Here is a 24353-nt window from a genome sequence, read left to right as displayed (position 1 = left end):
CGCCCACACCTTAGCCCTTCGCTGAACGACCTTCCCCTCGCATGCTTTGCTTGCAGCGCGCCGCGCAAATACTTGACTTTGTCATATGTTGATCAATACAATTATTGACATAGTCAACCAAAGAAACCCTATGCTGAATTTTCTTGGCCACGCGCTGGCGCATATCGTCAACCTTAAACGGCGTTTGCTGGACAGCCGGCTGCATGGCACAGGCATCACCCGCTCGCAGCGGCAGATCCTGCTGATGCTGCATCAATCCGGCGACTGCACGCAGAAAAACCTGCTCGGTCGGCTGGACATGGACCCGGGCCAGTTGGCCAGGACGCTGGAGGGACTGGAAAAGGACGGCTATATCCGGCGCCGTCCCTGGGCAGCCAACCGCCGCTGCATGTTCGTCGAGATGACCGAACACTGCCGCGACAAACTGATGCCGGGGCTGCTCGCCGCGGTGGATAGCGTGGATCAACAACTGTTCCAGGGGTTCAGCCTGGAAGAACAACAAAAAATGCAGACCATGCTGCAAAGAATGCAAACCAATCTGTTGCAAACCCAGGAAGACACAGACCATGACAAATGACGCTCACGCCATACCGCCCAAACAACTGCGCCGGCTGCTGGCCGTGTTACTGCTGCTGATGCCGCTGTTCGGCATGGCGGTGGATTTGGTCTCGCCATCGCTCCCGGCCATGGCGACGATGCTGGGAGAGTCGGACAGCGCCATCAAGAATCTGATCAGCTTGTATCTACTGGGATATGCGCTGGGTAATTTCTTTTCCGGCTTCCTGACCGATGCCTGGGGGCGGCGCAAGCTGCTGCTGGGCGGCCTGGCCGGCTTCGTGCTGATCAGCTTGTTGCCATTATGGCTGCCCACCTTGCCTGCGCTGCTGGCTACCCGCTTGCTGCAAGGCTTGATGGTGGGCACGATTTCCGTGGTGGCGCGCTCGGTGTATCCAGACGTGCTGGCGCCGCAGGAACTGGTGAAGATGGGGGTAATCAGCGGCAGCATGTTCGGTCTCGGTCCTATCATCGGGCCCGTGCTGGGCGCTTATCTGCAAGTTTACGCCGGCTGGCAGGCTTGCTTCGTGTTCTTCGCCGGATCGATGGCGCTGATGGGGCTGCTGGTGGCCTGCTTTGTGCCGGAAACACACTTCCGCCGCCATCCGCTGAATGTGCCTACCATACGCCGCAACCTGGGCGAAGTAATGCGCCACCGCCAGTTCATCGGCATGGTGGTGCTGATGGGCGCCATCTACTCGATGAGCATCGCCTTCAACACCGTGGGGCCGTTCATCATCCAATCGGGCTGGCACCACTCTCCCCTCGTCTTCGGCCATATCGCGTTTGGCTTGGGTTGCGTGTTTCTGCTGGCCACTTTTGTTTGCCGCTACCTGGTCGGACGCTATCCGGTAGCCCGCCTGCAGCAAAGGATGACACAGCTGCTGCTGGCCGTGACGCTGCTCGGGCTGGTGTTGTCCCATATCTGGCCGGACAGCCTGCCGCTGCTGTGCGCCATCAGCGCGCTGATGTTTTTCAGCCAAGGCATGCTGTTCCCAATGTCGATGGGGCGCGGACTTTCCCTGTTCCGCCATATCGCCGGCACCGCCACCGCGCTGATGTTCCTGATCAATATCCTGATGACCAGCGCCACCTCCTTCCTGCTGAGCCTGCTGTCTGTCCACACTGCGCCGGCTCTGTTGGGCGTCTACTTGATCCTGGCGCTGATCTGCTTCTTCGCCAATCGGCTGCTGATCCAGCCTGCCGAAGCCCTGCAAGAGGCAACCGCCCGCGCCTGATCTGTCACAAACGCCCCACCCGCTCCGCTTCGACGGAGCGGGTTCTCGCTTATCGCGCCGCATCGCCGCAGGCGCGCGAAACCCACCCGTTTATCCTCATCTTGCGGTACTCTACGCGGCTTGAATCATTGCGCGCGGAAATATCCGCGCGCAGCAACCGTATCCAAAGCAGCGCATGCGTATCCAGGAATTCCACCAAGCTCTCGCCGCTATCGGCGCCCGCTCCTGCCACATCGGCCGCATCAACCGCGCCTGGCTCAAGGGCCAGCCGCTCGATGCCGGCACTCGCCATCAGAAAAGCGAGGACTATTTCCCCTTGTCCGTCCGCAACGGCCTGCCGCCGATTGCCGCGCAGGTGGAAGGTTTGGCGCGCATCCGCTCGCAGCATACGGCGGAAGATGGATCGTTGCGGCTCTTGGTGGAGTTGAACGATGGCCAATTGGTGGAGAGCGTCTTGCTGCCGCGCGACGGCTTGTGCGTGTCCAGCCAGGTGGGGTGCGCGGTAGGCTGCACCTTCTGCATGACCGGCAAAAGCGGGCTGCTGCGCCAGCTGGGCAGCGCGGAGATCGCCGCCCAGGTCGCCCTCGCCCGCCGCATCCGTCCCGTGAAAAAAGTGGTATTCATGGGCATGGGCGAACCGGCGCACAATCTGGACAATGTGCTGGAGGCCATCCAGTGGCTGGGCACCGATGGTAATATCGGCCACAAAAACCTGGTGTTCTCCACCGTGGGCGATCCGCGCGTCTTCGAACGCCTGCCGCAGCTGCCGGTCAAGCCGGCGCTGGCGCTATCCCTGCACACCACCCGCGCCGACTTGCGCGCGCAGCTGCTGCCGCGCGCGCCGCGCATCGATCCGGCGGAGTTGGTCGAGCTGGGCGAAGCCTACACCCGCCAGGCGGGCTATCCCATTCAGTATCAGTGGACGCTGCTGGCCGGCGTAAACGACAGCCAGGCAGAATTGGACGCCGCAGCGCGCCTGCTGAAGGGCAAGTACGGCGTGCTCAACATCATTCCCTACAACAGCGTGGAGGGCGACAGCTTCCAGCGCCCGTCCAACGAACGCGTGCAGGCGATCAAGCGTTATCTGCACGATAACGGCGTGCTGACCAAGGTGCGGGACTCCGCCGGCCAGGATGTGGATGGCGGCTGCGGCCAGTTGCGCGCGCGGGCCGCAGGGATCATCGATGTCAGCCGGCTGCGGCGCCAAACCGGGCGGCGGCAGACCAAGGGCACCCGCTGAACGAAAAAAACCCCGGCCAGATGGCCGGGGCAGATTCAACCGACCGCCCTGAGGCCGATTGAAACTTGTGCTGTATTCAGCATAGCCGGTTCGTCGCAAGCTGCACTGTTTTTACTCGGAGCGGCTCGCAAAATACCCGATCCGGCACGCGCCTCGGAGCGCTGGCCCGCTTTGACGCGAGTGCTGCGCGAAACCGTTTAGCTCTGGCCAAACTGCCGCCGCAGCTCGGCGATATCGTCCCGGCGCACCCGCACCGGCACCAGAGCGCGGCGTATGGGTTGCAGCTTGCCCAGCACCACCTCTTCCAGCATCAGATCGGTGGCGCCTTCATCGTCGCCCTCCACCTTGATGCCCATGCGATTGAGCCGCAGCGTCACGGTCTGCAGGCAGAAATAGTCCTCCGGCCTCTCCAGCACCTGGCGCACCACATCCAGCGTGCCTTCCAGGCCAGCATGGCTGCGCAGCTCTTCCAGTTGCGGCTTCAATTCGGCCAGCCGAGCATCGACGCCGGCCACGGAGTCAGGCAGATCGTCGTCCGCCTGCCCATCCACCACGGTGCGGCCTTCAGACTGCAAGGCCAGTCGGCGCAGCTGCAGCCGAGCCTGTTCCGACTCCAGCAGCTGCCGCCCCTGCTCCATCAGGCTCAAGCGACGCGCGATCACTGCGCTCAGCACATCCAGAGCGTGGGCGCCGGAGCGCTGCAGGAATGCCTCCTGGCTCGGGCTGGGCACCATCAGCCGGTGGCCATCGAAACTGACCACCACTTGCGCCACATCGCTGCGCAACTCGCCGTTTTCCATGGCCACGCCAAAGCGCCCGGTCTCGCTGCGCTGCATGGCCAGCAAGGCCCAGGCTTCGTCACCATTGGACGCCGACAGGAAAAAATCGCGCAAGGTCTCGCTGCCTTCCAATAGCTCCAGCAGGCTGGCCGGGCCGGAGAACAACAGCCCCAGCCGCGGATCGCGCGCGAAGCTGGGCAGCGACAGCTCCAATACCGGCGGCAGCTGCGACATCAGCGATGACAAATACGTCTGCGAGATGCGCATGCCCGGCGCCAGCGCGTCCTGATAACCAGGCAGCAGCCGCAGGCGCCGGTCGCAGGTATCGATCAACTGCTCGATCAAAGCCGCCCGTTCGCGGGCGCGCTGTCGGCTTTGCGGGTCCAGGCCCAGTTTGCGCAACCACCGTTCGAACATGCCGCCTCTCCGTTGATTCGCCTGATTATCGGTATCAGAACTGCTCGTCGTCGCGCAGGTAGCGCCACTGCCCGGTCGGCAGGTTGCCCAGCTTCACCTTGCCGATGGCGATGCGCTTCAAGCCCACCACGCGCAGGCCCACCAGCTCGCACATGCGGCGGATCTGCCGCTTCTTGCCTTCGCGCAGCACGAAACGCAGCTGATCTTCGTTCTGCCAGCTCACCTTGGCCGGCAGCAGCTTCTTGCCGTCCAGCTCCAGGCCATGGTTCAGCAGGGCCAGGCCGTTGGGGATCAGTTCCCCCTCCACCCGCACCAGATATTCCTTCTCTACCTCGGAGTGCTCGCCGATCAGGTGCTTGGCGACGCGGCCGTCCTGCGTCAACACCAACAAGCCCACCGAGTCGATATCCAGCCGGCCGGCCGGCGCCAGGCCGCGCAAATGCGAGGGTTGAAAGCGCTTGCGGCTGCTATCTTCCGACCATTGGTTTTCCGGCTTCACCAGCACCACGGCCGGCTCGTAACCGTCCTCGGCCTGGCCGGACACATAGCCCACCGGCTTGTTCAGCAGAATGGTGACGCGGGCGGACTGCGCATCCTGAGCCTTCTTGTCGACTTCGATCCGGTTGTGCGGCAGCACCTTCTGGCCCAGGATGGCCACTTCGCCATCCACCTTGACCCAGCCTTGCTCGATATAGCTGTCTGCCTCCCGGCGCGAGCACAGCCCCAGTTCGGCCATGCGTTTTGACAGGCGTACAGGTTCCATTTGTCTTTCCGTAATGAAAAAGCGGCTCCGGTCGCATTGCGCTGCGGAGGCCGCCATTGAATCGTTCAGTATTGTAGGGGATTGCGCCGCGACTGGCCATGATGCGCCGCAATTGGCGCGCAATCAGCCCATTTGGGAACGCAGCCAGGCGCGGGCCGATTCCGGCTCGCGGGGCAACTCACCCGCCAGCAAAACCGCGCAGACCCGCTCCAGCCATTGCTCCGGCAGCAGCGACTGCCGCTCCTGCAGCCGCGCATGCTCCTCAGCCAGCTGCCGCAAGCGCCGCTCAGCGGCTTCCGCGGCTTCGCGCGACTGCTGCCATTGCTGTCTGGCCTCTTCGGCCTGCTGTTGCTGCATGTCGAGCCGGGCCTGCAAGCCGCCGTTTTCGCGCTCGCGCTCCAGCACCCGCTCGCGCCACAGTCCTTCGATCTTGGCCGCATCCTGCCGGGCCTGCTGCAACGCGCTTTCCAACTTTTGCAATTGTTGCTTCATGTCCTTGCGTTCGTCCTCCACCTGCTGGTACAGCCTGACGCGCAGGCCTTCCAGCCGGTCATAGGCCAGCGCTTCTTTCCGCTCGGACTCCTCGCGCGCTTCGCGCAGCTGCTGCTCATGCTTTTCTTGCAGCTCAGACTCGCGGGCATCGGCCTGCTTGCGGAGGGTCGACAGCTCCTGCCGCAAGGCCTCCTGCGCGCTCAGCAGTTGCTGGCGCTCTTCCTGCAGTTTCTCTGCGCGCTGGCGCTCCTGACGCAACTCGCCATCCAGCTCCACTTGCCTGGCTGCGCGCAATTCCAACTCATGACGCAGCGACTGGAGTTCAGCCTCCGCCTGCTCCTGCTTTTGCAGCAAGCCATCGCGCTCGGCGCGCAGCGCCGCGGCCTCTTCCGCCACCTCTTGACGCACCGTTTCCAACTGCTGATCAGCCTCGTCGCAAGCTTTTTGCCAAACCTGCTCAAAGGCCTCCGCCAGGCTGGGCGGCCAATCCGGCCGGCGCGACGAGACCGCCACCCGGGACAAAAATTCCTGCCGCCATTCCTTCAAGGCGTTGTTGATGGTGGTATTGGAGCCGCTGCCCAAGCGGGCGCGCACGTCGGCCACCGTAGGCCAGGCGCCCTCGCCCACCAGCTCAAACGCCGTTTGGCGAATGCGTGCATAGATATCCGCAGCCATGTGCTGTTTACCTGTTTGATGTCTCTCTCAAAGTGTAGCAAATGTAATGAATAAAATATATTACGTATATCATTATTTATTTAATCATTTCTTCATTGTTTTTCCGATAATTTAACTTATCGGAAGTTTTTCCATGAAATGCCTGCCAACAAGCCAACAAAAAACGGCCCTGCCTACCTGTCCTTAATGCCAAAACACGTCTTGCTCCGCCTGCTAAACCGGTAAGCACTGGCAAGCCCTGACCCGGCCCATCACGCCAGCCCTCCCTCACCCTCTATCAAGGAAGACGACATGAGCGAATCGACCAACCTGTCCGCGCCGCCCTACGGCACCGCTCTACAACAGGCGCAAGGCACTGCCGGCCGCACCCAGGATGCCCTATTCCCTGTCAGCTACATCATCACCACCGGCGCCGCCGGAGCGCAGACCCTGACACTGACCTTGCTGGTGAATACCGTGGCGGACACGGTAGTGGGTTTTGCCAAAATCACCCAGGCCATCGCCACGCAAAATCCGTCCGCCACCGCCTATGACGTGTGGGGACAATACACCTACCTCACCGTGATGCCGCCATCGGACGGACGCATCCTGATCACCGCCCAAGGCAACCATGGCGGCCCGCACGCCAACTCTCCCATCGGCTTCAAGATCGAGCTGCTGCTTGACCGCACCTGGGCAGAAGGCGTCGCCAACTACAGCTACAACAATGGTCAGACCTGGATCAATGTGGAAAATGCGCCAGCCCATCTGAACCGTTCGCTGGAACGCCTGCCGGTGAACCCCTACCCGGATCCAGTCTATACGCCGCTGTACGCGGTCTCCGTCCAAAACGCCGTCGCCAAGAACGACGCGGCCGAAATCAGCCGGCTGCGCGAATCGGCAACCAATCAGCGCGACAGCCTGCTGGCGGCGGCCAATCTCCTCAAAGAGAAGCTGCAGCGCTAAACCCCAAACTCTGCGAACACCTTGATCCAACCCTATTTCGGGAGCCTTCCCCATGTCCGAAGAACTATTCCTCGTTCGCCTCGCTACCGCCACCTCGGCTTACGGCGCGCCAATACTGAATCTTAATCTGGTGGTCGATACCGCCAACAAGAAGGTCGCCGGCACGGCGAGCGTGTTTCAGAGCACCAATCCGCCAGTGGACTTCAAGGCCAATGTCTGGGGCTATTTTTCCGTCCTGGGCGACCAAGTGATCCTGGTACTGGACGGCAGCCCCACCAGTCCGATCAGCAAAGTGGCGGAAACCTTCCACCTGCGCGGACACCTGTCAGCAGACTGGCAAAACGGCACCGTCAGCTACAAGTACTTCTATAACGGCGAGTGGCATAACGTGGTCAATCAGCATTTGGCCGCCACCTCCACTGTGGCGGAAGATATCTCCAATACCAGCGCCAATGCCGGCTCCCACTTTCACACGCTCTACGCTTCAGCGCTGACGGAAGCCAGCCGGGCCGATGTCGGCGAGACCAAGGCGCGACAACTGCTTGCCGCAGCGGAAGCGCAGATCCGCAGCTTGAACGAGGCCCTGGAAAAACTGGGCAGCCGCTGACCCGCCGCACCCGCCCCGGCGAGGGCGGACAACCGCCAGACAGTCCGGGCGCCATGCCCGGACTTCCCGCCAAGGAACGCCCATGTCCGACAGCCACGAAAAACGCCCTGCCCGCTATCTCAGCCGCGAAGACTTCGAACGCTACAATCCCGTTCATGTAGTCTGGGAGATCACCCTGGCCTGCGACCTCAAATGCCTGCATTGCGGCTCCCGCGCAGGCCACCGCCGCCCCAGCGAACTTTCCACGGAGGAATGCCTGCAGGTGATAGACACGCTGGCCAGACTGGGCACACGCGAAATCACCCTGATAGGCGGAGAGGCCTATCTGCGCAAAGATTGGACGCAACTGATCCGCGCCATCCGGAGCCATGGCATTTATTGCGCCACCCAAACCGGCGGCCGCAATCTGACCCCGGCCAAGCTGCAGGAGGCGGTAGACGCCGGCCTCAACGGCGTGGGCGTTTCGCTGGATGGACTGGCGCCGCTGCATGATAAATTGCGCAATGTGCCGGGCTCATTCGACAAAGCCAGCGACACCTTGCGGCGCGCCAAGGCGGCCGGCTTGGCCGTCAGCGTCAACACTCAGATCGGCGCGGCTACCATGCCGGACCTGCCCGCGCTGATGGACCACATCATCGAACTCGGCGCCACGCATTGGCAGATTCAATTGACCGTGGCCATGGGCAACGCCGTGGACAACGATGAAGTCTTGCTGCAGCCATACCGCGTGCTGGAGCTGATGCCGCTGCTCGCCCGCCTGTATCAGGAAGGATTGGAACGCGGCCTCTTGATGACCATAGGCAACAACATCGGCTATTACGGCCCTTACGAACACATCTGGCGCGGCTTTGGCGATGACCGCGTGCACTGGGCCGGCTGCGGCGCGGGGCAAACGGTGATGGCGCTGGAGGCGGACGGCACCGTCAAGGGCTGCCCATCGCTGGCCACCGTGGGATTTGCCGGCGGCAATGTACGCGACATGGCCTTGGAGGACATCTGGCGGCACAGCGAGGGCATCCACTTCGGCCGGCTGCGTTCGGTGGACGATCTGTGGGGCTACTGCCGCGGCTGCTACTACAATGACGTCTGTCGCGGCGGCTGCACCTGGACGTCTCACTCGCTGCTGGGCAAGCCCGGCAACAATCCCTACTGCCACTACCGGGCGCTGGACTTGCAGCAGCGCGGCCTGCGCGAACGCATCGTCAAACTGCAAGATGCCGCGCAGGGTTCATTCGCCGTCGGCCGTTTCGATCTGATCACCGAAGAAATCGCCAGCGGCAAGGTGGTGAGCCAGATCAGCCGCAGCGGCCAAGTCATAGAGCTCAGCTGGAAAAACCGCGGCAAGAAATCGCCGGAAACCGGCCGCCCGCCGGCAAGGCTGGCGCTATGCCGCAATTGCAGGCAATACATCCATCAGCACGAAACCACCTGCCCGCACTGCAAGGGCGACGTCATCGCCGCGGAACGCGCATACCGCCAGAAAATGGCCGAGCGCGATGAAGCCATCCAGCGGCTGCGCAGCCTGCTGGGAGAAGTTTCCTGACGCGCTTGCCGGGCGGCGCCCCGCCCGGCAAGCGCCGTCCGCTTCGCCACGGCTTGCATTTTCCGGTCGATGCCCTACCATGGCTCGCCATGCTGCCCGACACGTTTCATCCTCCCGCCCCCGGCCCGGCGCAACTGATCCAGGCCCAATCCGACACCCAGGCCGTGCTGACCTGGCTGGCCGAGCACGCCGACAAGCCCGCCACGCTGGCTGGCTATCGCAAGGAGGCGGAGCGCCTGCTGCTCTGGCTGAGCAGCCGCCGGCAAACGCTGGCCCAGATGAAACGGGAGGATGTGCAGGACTATCGGCGCTTTTTAGCCTCGCCGCATCCGGCCGAGCAATGGATAGGCCCGGCCCGGCCGCGCAGCCATCCCCAATGGAAGCCGTTCAGCAAACCGCTGTCGCCGCAGAGCATCAACCACAGCCTGACCGTGCTGGGCGCGCTGTTTTCCTACCTCAACGACGCCGGCTACCTCAACGGCAATCCGTTCAAGCTGCTGCGCCGCCGCGGCGGCAAGACTCAGCGCCAGGAAGTTGAACGCTTTCTTGATGCCGCGTGCTGGCAACATCTGCAAGACACGCTGGACGCGCTGCCGCGCGACACCGATAGAGACGTTCTCCATGCCGAGCGCGCGCGCTGGCTGTTCACCCTGCTGTATCTGACCGGCGCGCGCCGCGCCGAAGCAGCCGCGGCACGCGCCTCGGATCTGGCCAAGCGCCATGGCAACTGGTGGTGGAACGTGCTGGGCAAGGGCGATGTCGCCGCGCGCATCCCGCTATCGGATGAACTGATGGCAGCCTTGGCGCGCTATCGGCACAGCCTGGGCCTGCCGGCGGAGCCAGCAAGCGGCGACGACACCCCGCTGGTCTGCCGCATTGGCGCCAAGGGCAGGATGGCGCCTTTATCAGACAAGGCCATCTATCTGATCTGCAAGGAAATCTTCGCCCAGGCCTTGCTCAGCGCGCCCAGCGAAGAATTGAAAGATCAACTGCGCCGCGCCTCCACCCACTGGCTGCGGCATACCGCCGCCAGCCATCAGCTGGAAGCCGGCGTCCCGCTGCTCTTGGTCAGCCAGAACTTGCGCCACGCCAGCATCCAAACCACCCGCCGCTATCTGCACAGCGAGGAAGACGCCCGCCACCAGGCCAGCCAGTTGCACAAACTGCGCCGTCCCGACAAGTAGCCCATCCGCATAACCCTTCCCTTTCTCCGTCATTCCGCGTACCATCCCGCCTCTTTTATTTTCAAGGAGATGCCCGAATGACGATCCAAACCGCCTCCCGCGCCTGCGGCATCGACTTTGGCACCTCCAACTCCACCGTTGGCTGGCTGCGGCCGGGCCATGACGCCTTGCTGCCTTTGGAAGACGGCAAGATCACGCTGCCGTCGGTGGTGTTTTTCAATTACGAGGAAGATCACGCCAGCTTTGGCCGCGCCGCGCTGGCCGAATACATGGAAGGCTATGAAGGCCGGCTCATGCGCTCGCTGAAAAGCCTGCTCGGCTCCAGCCTGATAGACAGCCAGACCGAAGTGCAAGGCAAGGCCCTGCCGTTCCGCTATCTGCTCAAGTTGTTCATCGCCGAGCTGAAGGCGCGCGCCGAATCCGGCGCTGGCCGCGCTTTCGACCACGTGGTGCTGGGCCGGCCGGTCTATTTTGTCGACGACAACCCGCAGGCGGACAAGCTGGCCGAAGACACGCTGGCCGACATCGCCCGCGAGGTGGGCTTCAAGGACATTTCCTTCCAACTGGAGCCGATCGCGGCCGCCTTCGACTATGAGTCCACCATCCAGAAGGAAGAGCTGGTGCTGATCGTGGACATCGGCGGCGGCACCTCGGACTTCACCTTGATCCGGCTGTCTCCGCAGCGCCGCCACCACGACGAGCGCCGCGGCGACATCCTGGCCACCGGCGGCGTGCACATCGGCGGCACGGATTTCGACCGCCAACTGAGCCTGCACGGCGTGATGCCGCTGTTCGGCTTCAAGACCCGGCTGCGCAACAACGCGGAAATGCCGTCCAGCCAGTACTTCAATCTGGCCACCTGGCACACCATCAACTTCGCCTACACCCGCAAGGCCTGGATGGACCTGCAGGACGTGCACCGCGACGCGGCCGATCCGCAAAAGCTGGACCGGCTGTTCAAGCTGATCCAGGAGCGAGCCGGCCACTGGCTGGCGATGGAAGTGGAAGCCGCCAAGATCGCGCTGTCCGACAACGATACCCATCGTCTGTCGCTGGACCCGATCGAACGCGGCCTGCATTGCGACCTGGCGCGCGCGGACTTTGAAACCAGCATAGACGCGCTGTTGGACCGCGTCTCCACCACGGTATGCAAGCTCTTGGCCGACGCCGGCCTGACGGCCGAGCAGGTGGACACGGTGTTCTTCACCGGCGGTTCCAGCGGCGTGCCCGCGCTGCGCGCCGGCGTGCGCGCGTTGCTGCCCAATGCCCACCATGTGGAAGGCAATCTGTTCGGCAGCATCGGCAGCGGCCTCGCCATCGAGGCGAAAAAGCGCTACGGTTAAGCCCCCCACGCCGGCCGGCCAGACGCGCCGAGTTTGGAGTGAGCGACGCCAAGACCGCCCCGGCTGACTAGACGGGGCGGTTTCGCTATACTGCGCGGATACCAACAAGCTTTCGCGCAAGCAAGCGGAATCATGGATGACCGCGCCGGCCATGCCTGAGGCGGCTGATCGAACAATATCGAACAATGTGGAAAGAAGCGCGGGATGCCCATTCTCGTTTCTGAAATTTGATTTCAAATCATGGTGTTGTATCGTCAAATGAAAAGAAATGGAGTCCAAGCAACCATGAGTGAATCCACGTTGGAACAAGACGGCGCCGCGCGCCGCCAGCTGCTGCGCGGCGCGGCGCTGGCCGGACTGGCCGCCCTGCTGGCCGCCTGCAGCACCGCGCCCGTCAAAACCAGCCAGCGCCCGCCCTATCGCCCCGGCAAACCTTCGGGCGACACCTCGCTGTCCAGCCTCAGCGCCGATGGCGATGGCCGCGAGATCCTGCTGTACACGATAGGCCTGCTCGATGGCGGCTATCGTTTCGGCGGCAGCAATCCGGAAGCCGGCCTCGACTGCAGCGGCATGGTCAGCTACATCTACCAGAACGCCATAGGCATCAAACTGCCGCATAATGCGGCGCAAATCGCCAATATGGCCAAGCCGATTCCGGACAGCCAGCGCCAGGTTGGCGATCTGGTGTTCTTCAATACGATGAACCGGCCGTTCTCGCACATGGGCATCTATATAGGCGACGGCAAATTCGTCCACGCTCCGCGCACCAACAGCACCATACGCGTAGCCCGGCTGGACAACGTCTATTTCGCCCCGCGCTACGAAGGCGCGCGCACCGTATTGCGCGCCTGACGCGTCTGCCGCGCCGCCGGCTGGCGGCGCGCCTCCATTCCCGATGTATATCCGCCGGGGCTATGCTAATCTGCGCTATCCCGCATCACGCAGCGCAGACATCGGCTCATGAAACTGAAATTCAGCAAAATGCACGGCCTGGGCAATGACTTCATGGTCATTGACGGCGTGCGCCAGAATGTTTCCCTCTCGCCGGAACAGATTCGCCGGCTTGGCCACCGCCAGTTGGGCATAGGCTTCGACCAGTTGCTGCTGGTGGAGCCGCCGCGCGAGGCCGGCCATGATTTTCGCTACCGCATCTTCAACAACGACGGCGGCGAGGTCGAGCAATGCGGCAACGGCTCGCGCTGCTTCGTCAAATTCGTCCGCGACGCCGGCCTGACCGACAAATCCCGCATCACGGTGGAAACCGCGCGCGGCGTGATTGCGCCGGAATACCTGGGCGACGGCCTGGCGCGGGTGGACATGGGCGTGCCGCGCTTCGCCCCGGCCGAGCTGCCCTTCCTGGCCGAAGCCGAAGCGCTGACCTACTCGCTGCCGCTGGCCGGCCGCGCCTGCGAAATCGGCATCGTCTCGATGGGCAATCCGCATGCCGTGCAAAGGGTGGACGATGTGGATAGCGCGCCGGTGGCCGAAATCGGCCCGCTGGTGGAGGGCCACCCATGGTTCCCGCAGCGGGTCAATGCCGGCTTCATGCAGATACTCAATCGCCAGGCCATCAAGTTGCGCGTCTACGAGCGCGGCGCTGGCGAGACCTTGGCCTGCGGCACCGGCGCCTGCGCGGCGGTGGTCTGCGGCATCCGCCAAGGCTGGCTGGACGCGCGCGTCACCGTGCATGCGCGCGGCGGCGACATCGTCATCGAATGGGCCGGCGCTGGCCATCCGGTGATCATGACCGGGCCGGCGGTGACGGTTTTCCAAGGCGAAATCGAACTTTAAGCCCAGCAAAGACACCAATTCATTTCTGCATCACTCAAGGAAAGGGCAAGACAGATGCACAGCGAACAGATCCTGGCTTTTCTCGACGAACATCCCGAACTGCTGGCGCAATTGGCCGCGCGTTACGGCCTGCAGCCGACGCCGCAAAACGGCGACCGCGTGGTGGTGTCCTTCGCCGAGCGGCAGCTGTTGGAACTGAAAGACCGCAACCGCCAACTGGAAGCGCAGCTGCAACAGCTGATCGAGCGCGGGCATGACAACGATCGCCTGCTGGCAAGGCTGCACCGGCTGACGCTGGCGCAACTGGCCGCCCGCGGCGCCAAGGAACGCATCGCCGCGCTGAAGCGCGCGCTGGCGGAAGAATTCCAGCTGGACCGCGTCGCGCTGAAGCTGTGGCACCCTGCCGCCGAAGGCGACGACGAGCACTACAATGCGCGAAACGAAGTGCAAGGGCTGACGCGCAATCTGAACGCGCCGTATTGCGGCCCTTACGTCAACGACGAGGTGATGGGCTGGTTCCCGGCCAAGCCGGTGCTGCAATCGTTCGCCCAGGTGGCGCTGCGCGGCGCGGACGGCCAGGCCTTCGGCATCCTGGTGCTGGCCAGCGACGATGCGCAGCGCTTCACCTTCGACATGCATACGCAATACTTGGCCCAGATCGGGGAATTGGCCTCCGCCGCGCTGCTGTCCGCGCTGGAGGCGGCATGACGGCTACGGCAGGCGGCCTGCTGCTGCTTTGCATCGTCATCCTGTTTTTCCTGCACCTGCTATGGCGGCTGGGCACCAGCCGCAGCGGCAGCGCGCTGGCCTGCTTTGCCGCCGCCTACCTGATCCTGGTTGCCCTGTTGCGGCAGCAAGTCGATACCGCGCTGGTTTCCCCCCTGCTGCTGCCCTTCGTCTACGCCTATGCCTGGTTGGGCGTAACGGCCGTGATGTGGGCCGCGGCGCATATGCGGGTGGACGGACGCGTGCTGAGTTTCCCCGGGCAAGACCGGCGGCTGGCCGCGCTGCTGTGCAGCCAGTTGGCGCTGCATATCGGCGTGCTTGGCCTGTCGCCTTGGCTGAGCCAGCAGCCGCGCGCCATTTATCTGCTGGCGCCGCCGCTGACCATCATAGTCAGCTATCTGGCTTACCGGCTGCAGCTGCTGGCGATGCGCAGGCAGCCGGTGTGCGGCACCAGCTGGATCAGCTGGGGCGCGCTGTGCCTGATGATCCCCTTGCTGATGACCTGGCTGAAGGACTGGGCCGTGCCGCTGCTGCTGCACATGACCTAGCCGATAGCCGGCAGCAGATGCCGAATTGGCATGAAAAAGGCGGCGCCGTTCATGGCGCCGCCACAGCCCTGCGTTGCAGATCGTTCCAATAACGGTTTTTTTGCGAGTGCATAAACAAAAATAGGCAACGCAAACCGGCTGCTAATGTCATCAGCTTACCACGGCTGACTCGCTAACGGAAAATCACGATTCCCGCGGGCGCAAGGCCGGCGCAGCAGATGGGTCCGTCCGCGCCCGGGTCAAAGAACTCAACGCAATCCCGCCAAAAATGGCGGCCAAACCGGCCGCGTGATACCAGTGCAGCTCCTCGCCAAGCAACACAATGGACTGCAGCGCGCCAAAGGCCGGCATCAGATACAAAAAGCTGGCCGCCTTGGCGGTGCCGACCATGGCGATGGCACGGTTGTACAACAGATAAGCCACCACCGACGGCAAAGCGCCCAGATACAGCAGGCTGGCCCAGCCGGCCCCATCCAGAGTCGGCAAGCCGCGCTGCGCCAGCTCCATGCCGAACAAGGGCAGCAATAGCGCCTCGCCGACCAGCAGCAGCACCGCCATCTGCACCATGGCATCGATCCCGGGCTTCAGCTTGCGCAGGCCCAAGGTATAGATCGCCCAGCACAGGCCGCCGGCCAAGACCAGCAAGTCCCCCGCGCCAAAATGAAACGAGCCTATGGCCAGCAGCTTGCCTTTCAGCACGATCAGCAAGGCGCCGCACAGCGCCAGCGTCATGCCCAGCCACTGTCGGCTGCTCAGGCGCTGGCGGAAATACAGCGAGCCCAGCAGCAATACCATCACCGGCGTGGCACTGTTCAAAATCACGGCATTGGTGGCCGTGGTGGTTTGCACCGCCCAGTAGACCAAGGTATTGGTCAGGCCGATGCCGAACAGACCCAGCAGCAGCAAAAGCGGCCATTGCTTGCGCAGCTTGCCCCAGTTGCGCCGCAAGCGGGGCAAGGCGAAGGGAAGAACGCAGCATAGCGCGATGGCCCAGCGGGCGAAGGCCAGCGTGAACGGCCCCACTTGTTGATGCAAGGCGCGGGCGATGATGAAATTGGTGGACCACATCAACATGGTCAGCACCAATAGCAGGTAGGCGTTTCGATTGTTTGTTGCGTTGTTCATGGCAATAACTGGAATAAACTGCCAGAATTATACCAAAACAGCGCAACACTATAATTCAATCAAACTCAAGCCATCGAGAATAAGTTTCAGAAAAAACAGCGCGCCTCGTAATTTATTTCAGAAAATATCCCTATCATGAAATATCACGCTCTCGACGCCGCCTTCCGCTGCGCCAGCCAGTCCACGATGAACCGCGCCACGGCTTCGGGATTGTTCAGGTCCAGCACCGGGCAAGGCGCATCCAAGGCGCCATCGCTTGCCACGGCGATGACTCCGGAATCGGACTCGAACAGCGGCGGCTTGCCCAGCGCGGGCCGATAGATTTCGAGCTTGGGCACCGGCTGCGCCTTGTGTCCCTCCAGCAAGACCAGATCGCACGGCGACAGGCGGGATAGTTGCTGATCCAGTGTCAGCTCGGCGGCGGTCTCGGCAAACAAGCCGAAGCGACGCGGCGACACCACCATCACTTCGCAAGCGCCCGCCTGGCGATGGCGAAAGCTATCCTTGCCCGGCGCATCCAGCTGCAGATCGTGGTGGCTATGCTTGATGACCGATACCGCCAATCCCGCCTCGCGCAGCTTGGGCAGCACCGCCTCCAGCAAGGTGGTCTTGCCGCTGCCGGACGTGCCGCAAATGCCCAAAACGATAGAATGATTCGCGCTCATCGTACCGGCTGCTCCCGCAACGGCGCCGCCATGTCAAGGGACAGGCCATCCAGCAACGCCCGCAGGGCGGACAACAACTCCGGCGCTGCAACCGCCGCTACCGGCTGCGCACGGCTGAAACTGCCGCCCGCCAACACCTTGCCATCCGCTACATTCTGCAACTGCCACACCGCCTCCAGCGCCACCTGCCGCCCCGGTTGCAGGCTCAGGCGGCGCACATCGAGCACATAGCGCAGTTCGCCGCCGTCCATGCCGGGTTGCGGGTAGGCATAGACGCTGGCCAGGCCGCTATGCCGAGACACGCCCAGCGCCAGGTTCTGCGCCAATAAACGATCGAGCGGCGCGCTCCAGCGCGCGAACTCCTGCAGGCTCAGCTCGCCCTCTCCATTGTCCAGCACCAACTGCGGCCTATCCAGCGCCGCCGGCAGCGTCACCGGCCCCAGCAGCACGCGCGGTCCCAGCCGCGCCGGCGCGGTTGGGCCGGACACGGCGTCCAGGCCGTAAAAACGGGCCGGCGGTGTGGCGCAACCGCCCAATGCCGCCGCCAATAGCGCGGCGAGTATCCAATTCTTCATCATGGCTGCGCCTCCTTGCCGCGCACCAGTGCCTCGGGATGGCGGTCCAGATAATCGGCCAGCGCGCGGAAGCTGCGCGCCGTTTCCTTGACTTCCTGCGCCGCGGAGCGCACGTCCTGCTGCAATGGCGAGTCTGCCTTCATGGTCTTTTGCGTGGCGTCCAGCGTCTGCTGCAGCTGTTGCAGCGTCTTGTTCAGCTGCGGCAGGGTGTCGTTGCTCGCCCCCTCGCTCAGCTTCTTCACGCTGTCCAAGGTTTGCCGCATGGCTTTCAGCGACGCCTCCGTCTCCTTGCCGATATCGTCGAACGGCACGGCATCCAGCTTCTTGACGATGCGCTGCAACACGCGCTGCAATTCTTCCAAGTCGCCAGGGATGGTGGGCAGCTCGGCCACGCCCCTGCGCACCACCAACTGGGCCGGCGGCGCGTCGCGGAAGAAGTCCAGCGCCACGTACAGCTGGCCGGTGATCAGATTGCCCGAGCGCAGCTGCGCTCGCACGCCATTGGCCACCAGTTGCTGCGGCGACAGCTTGCCGGACACCCGGCCGCCATGCGACAGGCTATCCAGCCGGCTCGGATAGATACGGATGTCCACCGTCATGTCGAAGTCCTTGCGTTCGCGCATGTACTCGACGCCGATGGCGGTGACTTCGCCGATCGTGATGCCGCGGAAATCGACCGGCGCGCCCACGCTGAGGCCGCGCAGCGATTGATGGAAGCGCAGGCGGAACGGCTGCATTTCGCGATCCGGATTCTGCAGCGCTTTTTCCCGAGTATCGTGTAGGATGAAATTGCGGTCGGACAAGGGCACGCCGCCATTGTCCGCCAGCGGGGTTTCAAAGGCGATGCCGCCCAGCGCGATGGCCGCCAGGGACTGGGTGCTGACATTCAGCCCGTTGGCGCTCAGCGACACGTCCACGCCGCTGGCGTGCCAGAAGCGGCTGTTGGCCGTGACGAAGCGGTCGTATGGAGCATTGACGAAAATGGCGACGCGGACGAAGCCGCCTTTGGGATCCAACTCATACCCCACCACCTGGCCCACCGGCACGCGGCGAAAATACACCGGCGAGCCGGTATTCAGCGAGCCAAGATTGTCGGCGCGCAGAAAGAAAGCCTGTCCCGGCAAATCGGCATTGATGATAGGCGGCGTTTCCAGCCCGACAAATTCGTTTTTGCGCACCGAACTCCTGCCGATGTCCATTCCGATGTAGGAGCCGGACAGCACCGTGCCGAGGCCGGATACGCTGCCGCCGGAGATCCGCGGCCGCACCACCCAGAAGCGGCTGTCTTCGGCCAGATAGTCGGCCGCTTCCTTGCTCAACTGCGCCGTGGCGACGATTGCCTGCCGGTTTGGGCTGAGCTTGACCGAGGTCACCTCGCCGATTTCCACATCCTTGTATTTGATGCGGGTCTTGCCGGCCTCTATGCCTTCGGCGTTCTGGAACGAGATGGTGATGGTCGGGCCGCGCGACAGGATGGCATGCGCCGCCAGCCAGCCGCCGATCAGCGCCGCCACCACAGGAATAAGCCAGATCAGCGACGGCGCCCAGCGGTGTCGCTTGACCGGCACCGCCTGCGGCAGCTCCGGCTCGGGAAGGTTTTGCGGGTTGTCACTGCTCATCGTGTTCCTCTAGCGGATCCCAGATCATTCTGGGGTCGAAACTCATCGCCGCCAGCATGGTCAGCACCACCACCGCGCCGAAGGCGATCGCCCCCGGCCCGGCTTTTATGCTGGCCAGCGACTGCCATTGCACCAGCGCCACCATCAGCGCCACCACGAAAATATCCAGCATCGACCAGGGACCGATCAGCTCGATCATGCGATACAGCCGGGTGCGCTGACGCGGCGCCCAGCGCCAGCGCCATTGCACGCTGCACAGCAGCAGCAACAGCGCCAGGATCTTCATCAGCGGCACCAGCACGCTGGCGGTGAACACCACCAGCGCCAGCGGCCAGGAGTCATTGTTCCATAAGTAAACCACGCCGCTCATGATGGTGTCGCGCTGCACGCCGGTCAGCGCCGTGGTTTCCATGATGGGCAACAGATTGGCCGGCAAGTAGCAAATCATCGCCGCCAACAGCAAGGCCCAGCAACGCTGCAAGGCAGAGGGGCGGCGCAGATGCAGCGGCGCGCCGCAGCGCGGACAGGCGCTGTCCTGCCCCGGCTTGACCCGGCACAACAGACCGCAGCCATGGCACAGGCAGAGATTGCGCTCGGCGGCGCTGTTCACTCCGTAGCGGCGCATGCCTGATAACGCTCCCATAAGCGATAGGGGCGGAAACGGACGGCGCTGGCCGTCATCAATACGATCAGGCCGAAGAAAGCCCACAGGCCTATGCCGGGATGCACATTGGCCAAATGCACCAGTTTGACCAGCGAAACCAGCACCCCCAGCAAAAAGACCTCCACCATGCACCAGGGACGCGCCATGCCGTACAAGCGCATGATGACGGCGAAGCCTGGCGGCGCCTTGCCCAGCAGCAAGGGAAGCTGCAGATACAGCATGCTGCACAAGGCCAGGGCTGGCATGACGATGCCGGTGAACAGCACCAGCAACGCCACCTCCGGCATATTCTGCCCGTGCAGCGCCAGCGCGGTTTGCCATAGCGTGGCCGCGTTGCGGTTGCTGGCCACCTCCAGCATCAGCACCGGATAGCAGTTGGCGATGGCAAACGCCACCACGCCGGCCAGCAGCAAGGCGCAAGAGGTGGACGGCGCATCCGTGCCCTGCTCGTACAAAGCCGCGCCGCAGCGGGGGCAGCGTATGGTGGCGCGCGCCTCCCCGGCTGGCGGCAGCCGGAGCAGCAGGTCGCAATCGTGACATGCGGTCAGGCGCGGCGCGCGAGGAATCATCGCCGCCATTTTTGCTTGCGTTCCGCCGTGAAGCTCCACCAGCTGCGCGCTTCGCCAGTTGCCATGTAATGGCTCAGCGAAATCAGCACATCGAGCACGCAAGGATCCTGGCGCTGGCCGGTGGCGTCGCACAACTGCAGGTACATTTGGTAAGGGTCGCGCCCGCGCAGGTCGGCCGGCGCCTGGATGCCGAGCCGCCGCAGGTCGGCGGCGGTACGCGCGCCGACATTGGGCAGCTGCAGCAAATCCTGCGCCGCGGCAGGCGGCGGACAACGGGATGGATGCATGGAGTGCGGCCGTGGCGTAGTCATTGAGACTACATGATAAAGGAGCGCCCGCCATAGTTCAAAACCGCGAACGCCTTGACGCGCCGTTTTATGCCGTCAGCCGTGCAAAATATCCCAGGCCAGCTTGCAGATCAGCACGCTGGTCAGCACCAGGAACAGGATGCGGACGAAACCGGCCCCCTTCTTCATGGCCAGGCGGGTGCCCACCACGGCCCCGGCCATATTCGCGGCGGCCATCGGCAAGGCATAAGCGAACAGGATATGGCCGCCGATGGCGAACGAAAGCAGCGCCGCCACATTGGTGGTCAGGTTGACCACCTTGGCCGCGGCCGACGCGTGCAGAAAATCAAAGGCGAAGAAGCGGATGAACAGGAACATCAGGAAGCTGCCGGTGCCGGGACCGAACAGGCCGTCGTAGAAGCCGATGGCGCCGCCTATGGCCATGCCGACCAGCATCTCGCGCCGACCGATGGCCACCGGCTTGTGCAATTTGCCGAAATCCTTCTTCCACAGCGTGTAAACGGCCATGATCAGCAACAGCGCCAGCACCAGCGGGCGGATGATGTGCTTCGGTATCAGCGTCACCACCTGGGCGCCGGCAAAGGCAAACACAAAGGCGGTGGCCGCCGCCGGCAACACCAGGTTCCACGGCAGACGGACTCGCCGCAGGTAAGACCGCGCCGCCGACAGCGTGCCGACCGCCGAGGCCAGCTTGTTGGTGCCGAAAATCGTGGCTGGCGCCACATTGGGCAAGGCGCTGAACAGGCCAGGAATCTGGATCAATCCGCCACCGCCCACCGCGGCATCGACCAGGCCGGCAAAAAAGGCGACCACGCACAAAAAACTCAAGCTCAATAACATCGTCATTTCTCCTTGGCGCCCATTCTACTCCCGACAATTTCCTCATGCTTGCAATACAATATTGCAATAATCGCAATCTTGAGATCGCCATGAAAACGCTATGGAATCTGCGGGTATTCTGCGCCGTGGTGGAAGAGAAAAGTTTCGTCGCCGCCGCGCGTCAGCTGGGCACCTCGCCCAGCAGCGCCACGCGCGCGCTGCAAGCCCTGGAAGATGAGCTGGGAACCATGCTGCTGGCCCGCTCCAGCAAACTGGTGGAGCTGACGATGGCCGGCGAAGCGTATTACCCGCTGGCGCGGCAGATGCTGGACCTGCAGCGGCAGGCGGAGGAGGAGCTGAGCCAGCAGGCTAGCTCGCCGCGCGGCCTGCTGCGATTCTCCGCGCCGGAATCGCTGGGCCGCGAGATATTGCCGCGCACGCTGGCCAAGCTGGCCGAAGCGCACCCCGGCCTGCGCTTCGAAGTGCTGTACAGCGACGCGATACTGGAACCGATACGCGACAAGCTGGATTTTTCCATACGCGGCGCCTTCCCCGCGGCCAGCGAGTTGATCGGCTATCCGCTATGGCGCTACCGGCGCCATCTTTATGCCAGTCCGGAATATATTGCGCGTCACGGCGCGCCCAATCACCCACGCGAGCTGGCGCAACATCGGGTGCTGATGCACAGCGCGCCGCGCGTGCTGAAAGCGTGGAATTTTGTCTGCGGCGATGAAACGATCAGTCTGAACCTCAACGCCTGGCACCGCAGCAATTCCGGCAATGGCGTGCTGGACGCCGCGCGCGGCGGCCTGGGCATTGCCCGGCTCGGCGACTGGCTGGCCGAGCCGCTGGTGGCGCGCGGCGAGCTCATCCGGCTCTGCCCGGCCTTCCGCATTGTCTCGAGCCAGGGCGACGATCCGCAGATGCACGCCGTTTTCGCCAGCCGCAACATGCCGCGCAAGGCTAGGCTGCTGCTGGAAGCGCTGCGCGCCGAGGCGGCGGCGGCCGGCTTGGGCCGCCCGCCTTCGTCCTGGAAATAAAAAAGCCCCGCCGGAAGCGGGGCTTGCTGCTTGCAAGGTGCGGTCAGTTGCTGTCGCTCAGCGACTGCTTGCCAGCGGTGACCGGATACTTCTCGCGCAGGGTCTTCAAATAAGCGCCCAATTGACCATCGGCGCTGACCTGGCCCAGCTGGCCGCCCAGCTGGGCGCGCTCGGCATCGCTGATCGCCGGCGCGGCAATCACCTTGTTGACGCGATAGATCACATACTCGCCGGTATCGTGGCGCACGCCGGCAAAGCCGGGCAGCTTGGCCGCGCCCACCGCGAATACGGCGCGCATATCGGCCTGCGGCAGGCTAGGCGCGCGGCGGGACACCGTCTGCGCCGGCGTCCATTGCTGCGCGTCGATGTTCTTGCCGGCCTTCAGCTCGGCCAGCAGGGCCTGGCCCTTCTTGTCGGCCAGCTTGGCGCCGTCGCGGGCGATCAACTCGCCCTTGATCTGGTCGCGGACTTCCGCGATCGGCAACTGACGCTCCGGCTGATGCTCGGCGACGCGCGCCACCACCAGACGGCCGCCGCCGACATCCACCACCTCGCTGTTATGCTTTTTCTTCAGCACGTCGTCGCTGAACACGGCCTGCAGCAGCTTGGGATTGCCCAGCAGATCGTCTTGGGCCGGCTGATTGCGCTGGATCCAGCCGGAATGCTTGACCTCCAGCTTCAAGGCGTCGACCACGCCCTTCAGCGAATCCGCCTGCTGGTAGGAAACCTCGTTCAGCTTGTCGGATTGCTCGCGGAACAGCGCGGCCGCCTTCTGCTTCTGCAGCTTGTCGATGATGGCGCCCCTCACCTGATCCAGCGTCTGGCTCTTGACCTCGTCCAGCTTGATGATGTGGAAGCCGTACTCGGTTTCCACCAGATCGCTGACCTGACCCGGTTTCATGGCGAATACCGCGTCATCGAACGGCTTGACCATCACGCCGCGGGCGTTGAAACCAAGGTCGCCGCCCTTCTCGGCCGAACCCGGATCCTGCGACTTGGCCTTGGCGATTTCGGCAAACTTGGCCGGATTGGCGCGCACTTCCTTCAGGATGGCTTCCGCCTCAGCCTTGATCTTGGCTTTCTGTTCCGGCTTGGCGCTCTTGTCCACCGCCAGCAGGATGTGCGAGGCGCGGCGCTGTTCGCCGGCCAAGTCCGCCTTGTGCTGGTCGTAATACTTCTGCACGTCGGCATCGCTGATCTTGATGCCCTGCGCCACGGCGTCCTGCGACAACAGCACGTAGTCCAGCTTCACCTGCTCGGCGCTGCGGAAGCGCTTGGCATTGGCATCGTAGAAGGCCTTGACCGCGGCGTCATCGGTCTTCACCTCGGCTGCGAAGTCGGACGGCTTGATCAGCAAGGCCTGCAGCTCGCGGCCTTCGCCCAGCAGCGCGGCGACATGGTTGACGACGACGTCAGGAACGAACTGGGTGCCGGCAACGCTATCGAGTTGGCTGCGCACAAGCAGGTCGCGGCTGATTTCCGCCTCGAAAGCCTCGGCCGACGGGTAGCGGCTCTTCAGGAACTCGCTATAGCGGTCCGGACTGAACTGGCCGTTTTCCTGAAAGATGGGGATGGCCGCGATGAACTTGCGCAACTGATCCGGGCTGATGGTGCCGCCATGGTCGCGCGCGTCGGCCAGCAGCAGTTCGCGGCGGATCATGTTTTCCAGCATGGCCTGGCGGGTGGCCGGATCGCTGGATTGGCCCTCGAGCGCGCGATCGAGGTCGCGCTTGTAGATCTTGGTGCTGCCCACTTTGACCAGATAAGGGTCATCGGTCGCGCCGGTGTAGCTGCTGACGCCGAAGCCGACGAAGGTCAGGGCCACGGCGCCCAGGATCACTTGAATAACGGTTTTGTTGTTCTGGACAAACTCGAACATGGCAATTGGCTCTAGCCATCCCTTAAAAAAAAAGGTGAACGGCTTGAACCGGTTCACCTTCTCTCGTGTATTTGGCGGAGCGGACGGGACTCGAACCCGCGACCCCCGGCGTGACAGGCCGGTATTCTAACCAACTGAACTACCGCTCCGAGCTGTGGTGGGCGTTGACGGAGTCGAACCGCCGACATTCTGCTTGTAAGGCAGACGCTCTACCAACTGAGCTAAACGCCCTTACTTCGCCACC

The 24353-nt window shown here is 63.4% G+C and carries 25 protein-coding genes and 2 tRNA genes; 13 read left to right on the top strand and 14 right to left on the bottom strand.

Annotation, left to right across the window (positions count from 1 at the left end; genetic code table 11):
- Positions 1-130 precede the first annotated feature (130 nt).
- The 3 genes from QUG01_RS01375 to QUG01_RS01365 all read left to right on the top strand — a co-directional run bounded on the left by QUG01_RS01375 (position 131) and on the right by QUG01_RS01365 (position 3033).
- Positions 131-577 (top strand): MarR family winged helix-turn-helix transcriptional regulator, encoded by a 447-nt coding sequence (locus QUG01_RS01375; protein WP_500828546.1) that lies wholly within the window; start codon positions 131-133, stop codon positions 575-577.
- On the top strand, positions 567-1793 hold the full coding sequence (locus tag QUG01_RS01370; RefSeq protein ID WP_500828545.1) for an MFS transporter: 1227 nt from the start codon (positions 567-569) through the stop codon (positions 1791-1793). The genes QUG01_RS01375 and QUG01_RS01370 overlap by 11 nt, the downstream gene beginning before the upstream one ends.
- Positions 1794-1968: 175 nt before the next feature.
- The gene (locus QUG01_RS01365; RefSeq protein ID WP_500828544.1) at positions 1969-3033 is read left to right on the top strand and encodes an RNA methyltransferase; all 1065 of its coding nucleotides are present in this window, start codon (positions 1969-1971) and stop codon (positions 3031-3033) included.
- Between the two features lie 197 nt (positions 3034-3230).
- Here QUG01_RS01365 and QUG01_RS01360 read toward each other — a convergent pair whose 3' ends face one another.
- The 3 genes from QUG01_RS01360 to QUG01_RS01350 form a co-directional block, all read right to left on the bottom strand.
- Positions 3231-4229 (bottom strand): hypothetical protein, encoded by a 999-nt coding sequence (locus tag QUG01_RS01360; protein ID WP_500828543.1) that lies wholly within the window; start codon positions 4227-4229, stop codon positions 3231-3233.
- 34 nt (positions 4230-4263) lie between these two features.
- A complete protein-coding gene (locus tag QUG01_RS01355) occupies positions 4264-4992 on the bottom strand; it encodes a pseudouridine synthase (RefSeq protein WP_071108556.1) in 729 nt (242 codons plus the stop codon).
- A gap of 123 nt (positions 4993-5115) precedes the next feature.
- A complete protein-coding gene (locus QUG01_RS01350) occupies positions 5116-6159 on the bottom strand; it encodes a DNA-binding protein (protein ID WP_500828542.1) in 1044 nt (347 codons plus the stop codon).
- A gap of 291 nt (positions 6160-6450) precedes the next feature.
- Here QUG01_RS01350 and QUG01_RS01345 point away from each other — a divergent pair, with 291 nt between their 5' ends.
- From QUG01_RS01345 to QUG01_RS01305, 9 genes are all read left to right on the top strand, one after another.
- Positions 6451-7104 carry a DUF1842 domain-containing protein gene (locus QUG01_RS01345; protein ID WP_500828541.1) on the top strand — a complete coding sequence of 218 codons (654 nt, stop codon included), beginning with the start codon at positions 6451-6453 and terminating at the stop codon, positions 7102-7104.
- 52 nt (positions 7105-7156) lie between these two features.
- Positions 7157-7711, top strand: coding sequence for a DUF1842 domain-containing protein (locus QUG01_RS01340; protein WP_071108554.1), 555 nt, complete (start codon positions 7157-7159; stop codon positions 7709-7711).
- A gap of 82 nt (positions 7712-7793) precedes the next feature.
- Positions 7794-9254, top strand: a complete 1461-nt coding sequence (locus tag QUG01_RS01335; protein WP_500828540.1) for a GDL motif peptide-associated radical SAM/SPASM maturase — start codon at positions 7794-7796, stop codon at positions 9252-9254.
- 89 nt (positions 9255-9343) lie between these two features.
- Positions 9344-10438: a tyrosine-type recombinase/integrase gene (locus tag QUG01_RS01330; protein WP_500828539.1), complete on the top strand. Its 1095-nt coding sequence runs from the start codon at positions 9344-9346 to the stop codon at positions 10436-10438.
- 77 nt (positions 10439-10515) lie between these two features.
- Positions 10516-11781 carry an Hsp70 family protein gene (locus QUG01_RS01325; RefSeq protein WP_500828538.1) on the top strand — a complete coding sequence of 422 codons (1266 nt, stop codon included), beginning with the start codon at positions 10516-10518 and terminating at the stop codon, positions 11779-11781.
- A gap of 285 nt (positions 11782-12066) precedes the next feature.
- Complete coding sequence (locus QUG01_RS01320) at positions 12067-12633, top strand: C40 family peptidase (RefSeq protein WP_500828537.1); 567 nt, start codon at positions 12067-12069, stop codon at positions 12631-12633.
- Positions 12634-12741: 108 nt separating this feature from the next.
- Positions 12742-13572, top strand: a complete 831-nt coding sequence (gene dapF, locus QUG01_RS01315; protein WP_500828536.1) for a diaminopimelate epimerase — start codon at positions 12742-12744, stop codon at positions 13570-13572.
- A 54-nt stretch (positions 13573-13626) separates the two neighbouring features.
- Positions 13627-14280, top strand: coding sequence for a DUF484 family protein (locus tag QUG01_RS01310; RefSeq protein WP_500828535.1), 654 nt, complete (start codon positions 13627-13629; stop codon positions 14278-14280).
- Positions 14277-14846 (top strand): hypothetical protein, encoded by a 570-nt coding sequence (locus QUG01_RS01305; protein WP_103321625.1) that lies wholly within the window; start codon positions 14277-14279, stop codon positions 14844-14846. The genes QUG01_RS01310 and QUG01_RS01305 overlap by 4 nt, the downstream gene beginning before the upstream one ends.
- Before the next feature lie 183 nt (positions 14847-15029).
- Here the strand turns inward: QUG01_RS01305 and QUG01_RS01300 are convergent, their stop codons facing one another.
- The 8 genes from QUG01_RS01300 to QUG01_RS01265 all read right to left on the bottom strand — a co-directional run bounded on the left by QUG01_RS01300 (position 15030) and on the right by QUG01_RS01265 (position 21211).
- Positions 15030-15971: a DMT family transporter gene (locus QUG01_RS01300; RefSeq protein WP_500828534.1), complete on the bottom strand. Its 942-nt coding sequence runs from the start codon at positions 15969-15971 to the stop codon at positions 15030-15032.
- Between the two features lie 143 nt (positions 15972-16114).
- A complete protein-coding gene (mobB, locus tag QUG01_RS01295; RefSeq protein ID WP_500828533.1) occupies positions 16115-16636 on the bottom strand; it encodes a molybdopterin-guanine dinucleotide biosynthesis protein B in 522 nt (173 codons plus the stop codon).
- Complete coding sequence (locus tag QUG01_RS01290) at positions 16633-17214, bottom strand: PqiC family protein (protein WP_500828532.1); 582 nt, start codon at positions 17212-17214, stop codon at positions 16633-16635. Before QUG01_RS01290 ends, mobB begins: the two co-directional genes overlap by 4 nt.
- A complete protein-coding gene (locus QUG01_RS01285; protein WP_500828531.1) occupies positions 17211-18830 on the bottom strand; it encodes a PqiB family protein in 1620 nt (539 codons plus the stop codon). The genes QUG01_RS01290 and QUG01_RS01285 overlap by 4 nt, the downstream gene beginning before the upstream one ends.
- Positions 18820-19455, bottom strand: a complete 636-nt coding sequence (locus tag QUG01_RS01280; RefSeq protein ID WP_500828530.1) for a paraquat-inducible protein A — start codon at positions 19453-19455, stop codon at positions 18820-18822. Before QUG01_RS01280 ends, QUG01_RS01285 begins: the two co-directional genes overlap by 11 nt.
- The gene (locus QUG01_RS01275) at positions 19437-20063 is read right to left on the bottom strand and encodes a paraquat-inducible protein A (protein WP_500828529.1); all 627 of its coding nucleotides are present in this window, start codon (positions 20061-20063) and stop codon (positions 19437-19439) included. The genes QUG01_RS01280 and QUG01_RS01275 overlap by 19 nt, the downstream gene beginning before the upstream one ends.
- Positions 20060-20350, bottom strand: a complete 291-nt coding sequence (locus QUG01_RS01270; RefSeq protein WP_500828528.1) for a helix-hairpin-helix domain-containing protein — start codon at positions 20348-20350, stop codon at positions 20060-20062. Before QUG01_RS01270 ends, QUG01_RS01275 begins: the two co-directional genes overlap by 4 nt.
- 96 nt (positions 20351-20446) lie before the next feature.
- Positions 20447-21211 (bottom strand): sulfite exporter TauE/SafE family protein, encoded by a 765-nt coding sequence (locus QUG01_RS01265; protein WP_500828527.1) that lies wholly within the window; start codon positions 21209-21211, stop codon positions 20447-20449.
- An 89-nt stretch (positions 21212-21300) separates the two neighbouring features.
- Between QUG01_RS01265 and QUG01_RS01260 the strand changes: the two genes are divergently transcribed.
- Positions 21301-22230: a LysR family transcriptional regulator gene (locus QUG01_RS01260; protein WP_500828526.1), complete on the top strand. Its 930-nt coding sequence runs from the start codon at positions 21301-21303 to the stop codon at positions 22228-22230.
- 43 nt (positions 22231-22273) lie between these two features.
- Here the strand turns inward: QUG01_RS01260 and QUG01_RS01255 are convergent, their stop codons facing one another.
- From QUG01_RS01255 to QUG01_RS01245, 3 genes are all read right to left on the bottom strand, one after another.
- Positions 22274-24109 carry a SurA N-terminal domain-containing protein gene (locus QUG01_RS01255; protein ID WP_500828525.1) on the bottom strand — a complete coding sequence of 612 codons (1836 nt, stop codon included), beginning with the start codon at positions 24107-24109 and terminating at the stop codon, positions 22274-22276.
- A 72-nt stretch (positions 24110-24181) separates the two neighbouring features.
- Positions 24182-24258, bottom strand: a tRNA-Asp gene (locus QUG01_RS01250).
- Positions 24259-24264: 6 nt separating this feature from the next.
- Positions 24265-24340, bottom strand: a tRNA-Val gene (locus QUG01_RS01245).
- Positions 24341-24353 lie beyond the last annotated feature (13 nt).

This window comes from Chromobacterium sp. CCUG 76385 (genome assembly GCF_059916625.1).
The sequence above is the reverse complement of the archived record's forward strand: the minus strand, read 5'-3'. Positions and strand labels throughout refer to the sequence as shown.